Source organism: uncultured Campylobacter sp., assembly GCF_937997405.1.
Taxonomy (GTDB): domain Bacteria; phylum Campylobacterota; class Campylobacteria; order Campylobacterales; family Campylobacteraceae; genus Campylobacter_B.
The window spans coordinates 1-9,031 of record NZ_CALKTL010000011.1 but is presented as its reverse complement, the minus strand read 5'-3'; the positions used below and the strand labels follow the sequence as shown (position 1 = coordinate 9,031).

The following is a 9,031-nucleotide window of genomic DNA, read 5'->3' as shown; positions in this document are numbered from 1 at the left end:
GCCATCACAGCGATTAATCTAAGCATGATTGCCTCCTAAATTTCATAGATTTTGCGCCAAATGTGCGAGCGAATTCGGCGCGTATCTGTTTAAAACAAGCGGTCAAATTCTGTGCCGTTCGAATTTTGCGAGCAGCGCATTTTAAATTTAAAGCGATATCTGCTTCGGAAAGTACCTATCCAGCGTCTGCGCTACCTGCTCTAACCAGACCTTTCGCTCAGCTTCGTCGCTATCTGCGACCACTCTAAACATCAGCCGCTCAAAGGTTTTCACGCCGCAAAAATCAAAAATGCAGTTTTTCCAAATTCTTTCCAGCGGATCGCCGAATATCTCGTTTTCTCTGGCCTTGGGAGTGTTGGAGGTGTTGAAAACTACGGCGGCTTTAGCCTTTAAAAGCCCTATCGGAAGCCCGCCACCATTATCGCCCGGCGCAAAATCGTAAGCTACTCCTTGCCTTAGCACGCGGTCAATCCAGCCCTTGAGGATAGCGGGCGGCTCGCCCCACCAGTTCGGATGGACAATCACGATGCCGTGGGCGCTTACGATATCTTTTTGATGCACTTTTAAAAGCTCGTCGTCGCTTTCGTCGCTAACGAGCTCGGTGCCGCTAAGGATCGGGTTAAATTTCTCCTTATATAGATCGTGAAATTTAACCTCGTAGCCGCTATTTTGCAGCTTTTCTACCGCTACGTTTGCAATAGCCGCATTTAGGCTTCTTTCGTAAGGATGCGCTAAAATGATGCAGATTTGTTTCATCTTACTCCCACTCTATCGTTGCGGGCGGTTTACTCGAGATGTCGTAAACTACGCGGTTGATGCCGTCCACTTCGTTTATGATGCGGCGAGAGACGTTTTCTAGCAGGTCGTAAGGCAGGCGCGAGAAGCTAGCCGTCATGCCGTCGCTGGCGTCCACTACGCGTATGCACACGGCGTTTTCGTAAGTGCGGTTATCGCCCATGACGCCTACTGAGTGCACGTTTAGCAGCACGCAAAACGCCTGCCACGTTTTGTTGTACCAGCCGCTTGATTTTAGCTCGTCGCGCAGGATCACGTCGGCTTTGCGTAGTAGCTCAAGGCTTGGCGTATTTACCTCGCCCATTATGCGGATCGCAAGGCCAGGACCTGGGAATGGATGGCGGAAAACGACTTCGCGCGAAAGACCTAGCTCAAGCCCCAGCTGGCGCACTTCGTCTTTAAAAATTTCGCGCAGAGGCTCGATCAGTTCAAATTTCATATCCTTAGGCAGGCCGCCTACGTTGTGATGGCTTTTAATCGTTTTGCTTGAGCCTGCGACGGAGCTTTCGATGATGTCGGTGTAGAGCGTGCCTTGGGCTAGAAATTTTACGTTTTTGTATTTTGCCGCTTCTTTGCTGAAAACCTCAATGAAGGTAGCGCCGATGATTTTGCGTTTTTGCTCCGGATCGACCACCCCTTTTAGTTTACTTAAAAATAGCTCGCTAGCATCGATCACGTCTAAGCTCACGCCGAGTTTGAGCCTAAACATCTCCTCTACCGCCTTACGCTCGCCTGTGCGGAGCAGTCCGTTATCGACGAAAACCGCTATCAGGCTCTGCGGCACCGCATGCGCCAAAAGCGCCGCTACGACCGAGCTATCCACGCCGCCACTTACCGCGCAAAGTACTTTAGCACTGCCTACGCGCTCTTTTATTTTGATCATCTGCTCTTTGGCGAAGCTGCCCATATTCCAAGTGCTGGTTATTCCGCAGATCTCTTTGGCAAAATTTTTTAAAATTCTATCGCCAAACTCGCTGTGGCAGACCTCGGGGTGAAACTGCAGCGCGTAAATTTTACGGGTCTCGTCACCAAATACGCACCACTCACTCTCATCCGAGCTTGCCATCACCTCAAAGCCCTCCGGCAGGCTCTCGACCTTGTCCGAGTGGCTCATCCAAACGATCGAGTTATCCTCCACGCCGCCAAATAGCTTGCTAGCACGAAGCAGTTTCAAAGAGGCTTTGCCATACTCTTTTTTACCCGCAGGTACTACGCTAGCGCCAAATTTATGCGCGATGAGCTGCATGCCGTAGCAGATGCCTAAAATTGGAATTCCAAGCTCAAAAATTCTATCGTCGCAAAAATACGCATCCTTGGCGTAAACGCTAGCGGGTCCGCCGCTTAAAATAAGGCCTTTGGGGTTTTTCGCTTTTATCTTATCGATCGGTGCGTCGTATGCGATCAGCTCGGTGTAAACGCCTTGTTCGCGCAAGCGCCTAGCGATCAGCTGGGTGTATTGGGAGCCGAAGTCCAGCACTAAAATGTCTGCCGTTTGCATGAAATTCCTTTTTAAAAATTTTTAAAAGTATAACAAAGCAAAGCTAAAAGTAGGCTATTTATCGCGTAAAATTCTAACGCTGCCTTTCGCGCCGTTTGTTTTGTTGCCATCCGCGGCGGATGCCTTTGCGTTCACGGTTTGCTCATCCGCGTCCGAGTAAAACGGCGGCGCTTTGTATCCGCAGCCGCTAAGCAAAACTAAGATAAAAAATGCTAAAATCCGCTTATGGAAAATGCAAGAGAAATAATAGCTCATATCAGAAAAGATCCTTTATATGCCAAGATGCGAGAAAGAGGCGAGTTTTTAGCGATTTTGCCGCTTAGTTGGCAAAGGCTGATCGCTTTCATCTACGTCAAAGATGGCATTTTGATGATAGCCGCGAAGCACCCGGCGGGGCTTTGCGAACTAAAACGCGATAGTAATATAAATTTAATAAAAGACGTATTAAAGCGCTTCGTAGCCGCTAGAGAGACGGCGGAGCTTTGCGGCGTGCGCGATATAAAATTTTTCGTCGCAGATAGAGTAATGAGCAGAAGAAGGGCGCAAATTTATAAAGCTCATTTGCGCCGGGACGGCAACGCTTTATCTTCAGAGCGCGCAAAAGGGGAGTTTGAGAATAAAATCCAAGATCCGCAAATTTATAAAATTTTTGAAGAGATAAGAGGGCTGATCCTTGCTAATAGAGGAGATTAAGAGTCTGCCTGCCGCACCCGGCGTGTATCAATACTTCGACGCCGCGGGCAAGCTGCTATACGTCGGCAAGGCAAAAATTTTAAAAAATCGCGTCAAAAGTTACTTTTCTTTCACGCCCGCTCTCGCGCCGAGCCCCCGCCTAAGCGCGCGCATCGCAAAGATGATAAGCGAGGCGGCGCATTTAGAATACATCGTAACTCCCAGCGAGAGCGACGCGCTGATACTAGAAAATTCCTTCATTAAGCAGCTCAAGCCCAAGTACAACATCTTGCTGCGAGACGATAAAACCTATCCTTATATATATGTAAATTTAGACGACGACTTTCCGCGCTTTGAGATTACGCGAAAGATCATAAAGGGCAGAAACATCAGATACTTCGGTCCCTATTTTCACGGCGCGAAGGAAATTTTGCAGACGCTTTACATGCAGTTTCCGCTCGTGCAGAAGAAAAATTGCGTTAAGGGCAAAAAGGCCTGTTTGTTCCATCAGATCGGGCGTTGCACCGCTCCGTGCGAGGATAAAATTTCAAAGCAGGATTACGCGCATATCGTGCAGAGTGCGCTTGCGGCTCTGAAAAATCCGCAAAAGATGGTGCCGCAACTTCAGGATCGGATGGCGCGGCTTGCGCAGAGCGAAAATTTCGAGGAAGCCGCACAGATCCGCGATACGATCGAAATTTTAAAACAGATGAACGTAAAGGTCGAGGTCGATCTGGCAAAGCTCGATGATTTCGAAGTCTTTGCGATTGCTGCGCGCGATGGGCTCGTCTGCGCCGTGCATTTTAGTATACGCGAGGGTAAAATTTCAGCCTCAAGCTCGCATATAATTAACTGCAAAGCCCCAAGCGCCGATGATATCGCAAACGCTTACAAGCAGATGATCTTAAGCGCCTTCCCGGCCGCGGCTCCCGTGGCGTGCGCTAAAATTTACGTTTACGACGAGTTTGACGATGCGGATCTGGTATGCGAAATTTTATCCAAACGGCACGAAAGAGCCTTTAAAATTTACGCGCCAAAAATCGGCGAGAAGCGTAAAATTTGCGAGATTGCATATCAAAACTGCGAGATTAATATCAAAAAGCATCTAAAAACGCACGATTACGCATTTTTGCAGGAGTTGAAGGATTATTTTAATCTTACGAATTTGCCTGTAAATATCGAGGTTTTCGATAATTCGCATATGTTCGGCGCCGCGGCCGTGGGGGCTATGATAAGCTTTCAAGATGGCGAGTTTAACAAGCAAAACTACCGCCACAAGCACCTTAGCTCAAATAACGACTACGATCAGATGTGCGAGTATCTAACTAGCCGCGCGCTTAAATTTGACGAGCTCGCCGCACCCGATCTGTGGCTCATCGACGGCGGAACGGCTCTGCTAAACTTGGCGGAGGAAATAATTTCAAGTGTCGGAGCAAACGTCGATATAATCGCTATCTCTAAGGAAAAGATCGACGCCAAAGCCCACCGCGCAAAGGGGGCTGCGAAAGATAAAATTTGCACTAAGGGCGGGATTTTTTCGCTACCAACGGATGATAAAAAATTGCAGTTTTTTCAGCGTCTGCGCGATGAAGCGCACCGCTTTGCGATCTCGTTTCACCAAAAGAGCAAACGCAAACTAGATCTGCAAAGCTCAAAACTGCTAAGCTTGGGCGTTAGCAAGGGAAGTCTGAAGAAGCTTTTGGACTTTTATGGCGATTTTGAGAGCATTTATGGGGCGAGCTTCGATGAGATCAGATCGCTTACGAATATCCAGACCGCGGAAAAAATTTTAAACAATCATTAACGAAAACCTAACGCAAAAAGCTATATTTAAAGATTTGTTTAGTAAAATCACCCATTAACTTTGCAGGACGGCTAAATCGTCTCCGCCTAGCGTGACGGAAGCGACTTCGTTTCTCCGGTTGAATAAAATTTAACGTCGCGTAAGCTGCGCTTTGAAGGATTTTGTATGAATTTAAATACTACAAGTGCTTTGAGACTTGTTAGCGGTATCCCGTTACTTTTGATTTTCGCGTTTGCATCATATTTCTTGTTTATCTCTTTGCAGGATTACGCCAGAGTGGGAATTTTGCAGCAGCAAATTGCTAAAAACAGCGATCTCGCAGCGTTAGTAGAGCAGGTAGATAAAGAGCGCGGTATCACTTCGGCGTTTTTGGGTAGCGAGGGAAACCCCGGTATGGGAACCCTTCTATCGGGTCAACGCAAAAAAACCGACGATGCGCTTGCAAAGTACAAAGAAAGCAAAAATATTAGCGAAAATGTCGTAAAAAAGACTATTTTTGATATTTTCGCTTACGGCACCGGTAATGACGAGCTTTTGGCTGCCGAGACCGATATAGACGGTTTATTAGACAAGCTTCCGCAGGTAAGAAGGGATGTCGATGCTCAAAGCAAAAGCTTCGGTGAGCTTTTCAGCTCATATTTTCAAAAATTCGATGATGATGTAAAAACAATCCAACGAGTGCTAAGAGAAGGTCTTGTAAGCTCAAATATCACCGTTTGGACGGTTTCATTACTTAATACTTATGAGGCGATGGATGCCACTGCATCGGAGCGCGACTATATTATCGAATACATCATCGGTAGCAAGGCAATGAATCAGGCGCAGCTAAGGACTTGGGCTAGCTTCAACTTATCTAGTTCGCTTCCTAATTACTACTTCTTGCCGGAATCGGATGCTAGAGCCGCGATTTTAAAAATTCTAGACGGAGAGGAATTTCAAAACGCATTAAGAGAGACTGCTAAAATTTCAGCCACATTGCAGCAAGAAGCGGACGAAGGACACTATAGCGTGCCTTTTCAAGAGTGGTTTGCCTCTACTACACTTAAATATAAAAAGCTAAGCGAAATTTCTGAAAAGATCAATGCTGAGCTTGCGACGCATGCCGATACTTACCTAGCGCAAAGGCTAAGAAACCTATTTATCGCTCTTGGTATATGGGTTTTAGCGGCTATTTTGGTCGTTTTTGCCTTGGGTATCACAAGACGTTTAAGACAGAATGTTACCGACCTCGGCAACGTGCTTAGCCGAATCGGCGATTTGACGAATCAGCACGAGCATATCGACGTTAGGACTAGTGAGGGTGTTAACAAGGCATATTCGCTTATCGAGGATGCGCTCGATCTGATTGCGTATCAAAAGGGCGCTGCGGAGGATGCCAACAAGGCAAAATCGATCTTTTTAGCCAATATGTCGCATGAGATCAGGACGCCGCTTAACGGCATCATCGGCTTTACGGAGCTTCTTAAAAATACCGATTTGGATGAGGAGAAGCGGGATTACGTTGATACCATCGAAAAATCGTCCGAAAACCTTCTAACGATCATTAATAACATTTTGGATGTCTCTAAGATCGAGAGCAATAAGGTCGAGCTTGAGGATATATTATTTAATCCTATCCAAGACTTTGAAAGCGCAGTTGAAATTTACGTTGCCAAGGCTGCCGAAAAGAATATCGACATCCTGCTCTACATCGATCCTACACTCGTGCACCACCTATACGGCGACATTACGAAGATCAAAGAGGTTCTTATCAATCTCATGTCCAATGCTGTCAAATTTACGCCTGAGCACGGTACTATCGTAGTTGAAATTTTAAGAGAGCCTAGCAAAGCTCCGGGAGAGGCGATCGTAACGTTTAGCGTAGAAGATACCGGCATTGGAATTTCTGAAGATAAGCTCGCAAATGTATTTAACGCCTTCTCTCAAGCTGACTCTACAATCACGCGTAAATATGGTGGAACAGGTCTTGGACTTACGATTTCGTCGAAATACGTAGCGATGATGGGCGGTAAGCTTCAGGTCAAATCTACCGTAGGAAAAGGTACTAGATTTTACTTTACCCTTGCTTTTAAAGAGACACAAAAAACTGATGCGGACGTAGTATTTGAAAGCATCAAAGGGCTAAATTTTGCGCTTTTAGCCGATAGCGCCGATACGATGTATAATGATATCGTTAAAAACTACATCAGCAAGCTAGGTGGTAAAATTTCGATATTTAATACGAATGCGCAGTTCCGCTCAGCGCAAAATAATAACAAATATGACGCTCTTATCACTAGATTTAAGAATTACGGCGAGGTTAGCGATATATTGAGTATGCCTACGATTTTAACTCTTAAGCCAAAAGAGCTTCAAAGTATTAGTATTTCAAATTCCAAAATTTTTACCCTTACAGAGCCTTTTAACTTAACCAAATTCGTTAAGACGCTAGATAAAATTTCAAAATCCGGAATTGCTCTAAGTAGATCGGATTTTGCTCCACAGACGCATGAGATTAAGCTGGATACCGAGGTAGAAAAGCCTATCGCCCTTGATGAAATGATTATGGAAGAGCCGGTAGTAAAAGAAAGACCTATTATCAACAAGCTTGATGAATTACGACATGCCACTGCTTCATCGGCTGACGAGCTACGCGCTATCTTGCAAAGCAGAAGGCGTACGCATGACGCCGAAGCTCATTCTACGCATAAAGAGGAGGCTGTTAGCAAGCCTAGTATTGCTCAAGAGCTCAAAAAAGAAGCTCCTAAAGCAGAAGAGCCGGTCATTAAGCCTATAGATATCGAGCCTATGAACGATATTAAGATTGAAAAGACAGAGCCTGAATCGCCAAAGATCGATATTGATATTCCTGAAATAGTAATTCCACACGCAGGAAAGCCAAAGGTAGAGCCTTCAAGCACAAAGGATGCTCAGACCGATATCGATGAGCCTATATCTTTGGAAATCCCTGATGATTTTGTGGGACTCAAAACACATGCGACGCAGACCCAGGCTCCTAAAGCCGAAACTCCTAGCATCGATCTTTCCGATATCAAAATAGAGCTTCCTAAGATCAAAAAAGAGGAAGAAGAAGTAAAGGTTGAGCCTACAAAAATAGAAATTCCAAAGGCTAAGGTTGAGACGCCTAAGGCCGAGATTGAAATTCCTGATATAGAGATCGATCTTTCGGATATCAAACCGAGTGCCAAGGTGCAAGAGCCTGCCAAAAAGGTTGAAATTCCAAGCGTAGAAGAAGAAATTCCGGTAGCCGTTAAAACCGAGTCTGAAATTCCTATCGCTAAAGCTTCGAAGCCTGATACTTCAAGTGTTTCTGCTCATGAAGATGAAATTTCAAATGTTAAACTTTCAGAACCTGAAATTCCGACTAAAAAGATAATCGAACCAGAACCTATCGCTGTTGAGCCAGAGCCGGTAGCAATTGAGCCTGAACTAAAACCTATAGAGCCAAAACTTGAAGAGGTTAAACAGGGACCTTCAAATATCGAGTCTGAACCGGTAACGCCAGTAGTAGAACCAGCGGTTCAAAATATTCCTGCCGAAGAGCCGAGTATTGAGCCGGAGTCGGTGTCTATTCCAAAGGTAGAGCCTGCTACTCAAAACGTCCATGTCGAAGAGCCAGAGATCGAGCCTGTTAGCGTAAAAGTCGAACCGGTAGTTATCCCACAACCTGAGGAAGAGGAGATGGTCGAGGTGCCCGTCACCGTATACGAAGACGAGCAGCAGGAAGAAACCATTATGGTCGAAGAGGATGTCGAAGTCGAAGAAGAGGTTGAAGTGCCGGTAGAGCGAAATCCTGCCGATGAAAATGTACCTTTGGTCAATAGAAAATATAACGCTAAAATTCTTATAGCGGAAGATAATGAGATCAACCAAAAGCTTATGAAGCATACGTTAAATAGCTTTAATATGAATTTGACGATAGTCGAAAACGGACTTTTGGCGCTAGAAGCCAGAAAAGCCAATAACGACTATGATCTCATATTTATGGATATTTCGATGCCTGTTATGGACGGTATCGAGTCTACAAAACAGATCAAACAATACGAGCACGAGAATAATCTCCGCCACATCCCGATCGTGGCTGTTACTGCCAATGCGCTAAAGGGCGATAGAGAGAAATTTATGGCAGCAGGGCTTGACGAATACTGCACCAAGCCGATCAAAAAGGATATCTTAGCCCAAATGCTAGATAATTTTATCGGTGATAAACGCTTCTGCTGCAGCAGATGCTGCCGCGTGCGTAACAACATGGGTCACAGCAA

6 protein-coding genes are annotated in these 9,031 nt (G+C 45.6%); 3 read left to right on the top strand and 3 right to left on the bottom strand.

The features are described from left to right. Positions 1-147 precede the first annotated feature (147 nt). Genes Q0372_RS00575 through Q0372_RS00565 form a run of 3 tightly spaced genes read right to left on the bottom strand, consistent with a single transcriptional unit; the run spans position 148 to position 2,548 of the window. Positions 148-756, bottom strand: coding sequence for an NAD(P)H-dependent oxidoreductase (locus Q0372_RS00575; RefSeq protein ID WP_298101373.1), 609 nt, complete (start codon positions 754-756; stop codon positions 148-150). Between the two features lies 1 nt (position 757). After that, positions 758-2,293, bottom strand: coding sequence for a glutamine-hydrolyzing GMP synthase (gene guaA / locus Q0372_RS00570; RefSeq protein WP_298101371.1), 1,536 nt, complete (start codon positions 2,291-2,293; stop codon positions 758-760). Positions 2,294-2,347: 54 nt separating this feature from the next. Further along, entirely contained in the window at positions 2,348-2,548 is a 201-nt protein-coding gene (locus Q0372_RS00565; protein ID WP_298062169.1) for a hypothetical protein, read from the bottom strand. Positions 2,549-2,575: 27 nt separating this feature from the next. Between Q0372_RS00565 and Q0372_RS00560 the strand changes: the two genes are divergently transcribed. The 3 genes from Q0372_RS00560 to Q0372_RS00550 all read left to right on the top strand — a co-directional run. Beyond that, complete coding sequence (locus Q0372_RS00560) at positions 2,576-2,986, top strand: hypothetical protein (RefSeq protein WP_298101369.1); 411 nt, start codon at positions 2,576-2,578, stop codon at positions 2,984-2,986. Beyond that, positions 2,967-4,769: an excinuclease ABC subunit UvrC gene (gene uvrC, locus Q0372_RS00555; RefSeq protein WP_298101367.1), complete on the top strand. Its 1,803-nt coding sequence runs from the start codon at positions 2,967-2,969 to the stop codon at positions 4,767-4,769. The genes Q0372_RS00560 and uvrC overlap by 20 nt, the downstream gene beginning before the upstream one ends. Before the next feature lie 165 nt (positions 4,770-4,934). After that, positions 4,935-9,031, top strand: a 4,097-nt coding sequence (locus Q0372_RS00550; RefSeq protein WP_298101365.1) for an ATP-binding protein, incomplete at its 3' end; no start/stop codon positions are given.

Bases quoted from the DNA above. Each gene is read 5' to 3' on its own strand.
- Q0372_RS00575 (WP_298101373.1), bottom strand. From the start codon at position 756: ATGAAACAAATCTGCATCATTTTAGCGCATCCTTACGAAAGAAGCCTA.
- guaA (WP_298101371.1), bottom strand. From the start codon at position 2,293: ATGCAAACGGCAGACATTTTAGTGCTGGACTTCGGCTCCCAATACACC.
- Q0372_RS00565 (WP_298062169.1), bottom strand. From the start codon at position 2,548: ATGAGCTATTATTTCTCTTGCATTTTCCATAAGCGGATTTTAGCATTT.
- Q0372_RS00560 (WP_298101369.1), top strand. From the start codon at position 2,576: ATGCGAGAAAGAGGCGAGTTTTTAGCGATTTTGCCGCTTAGTTGGCAA.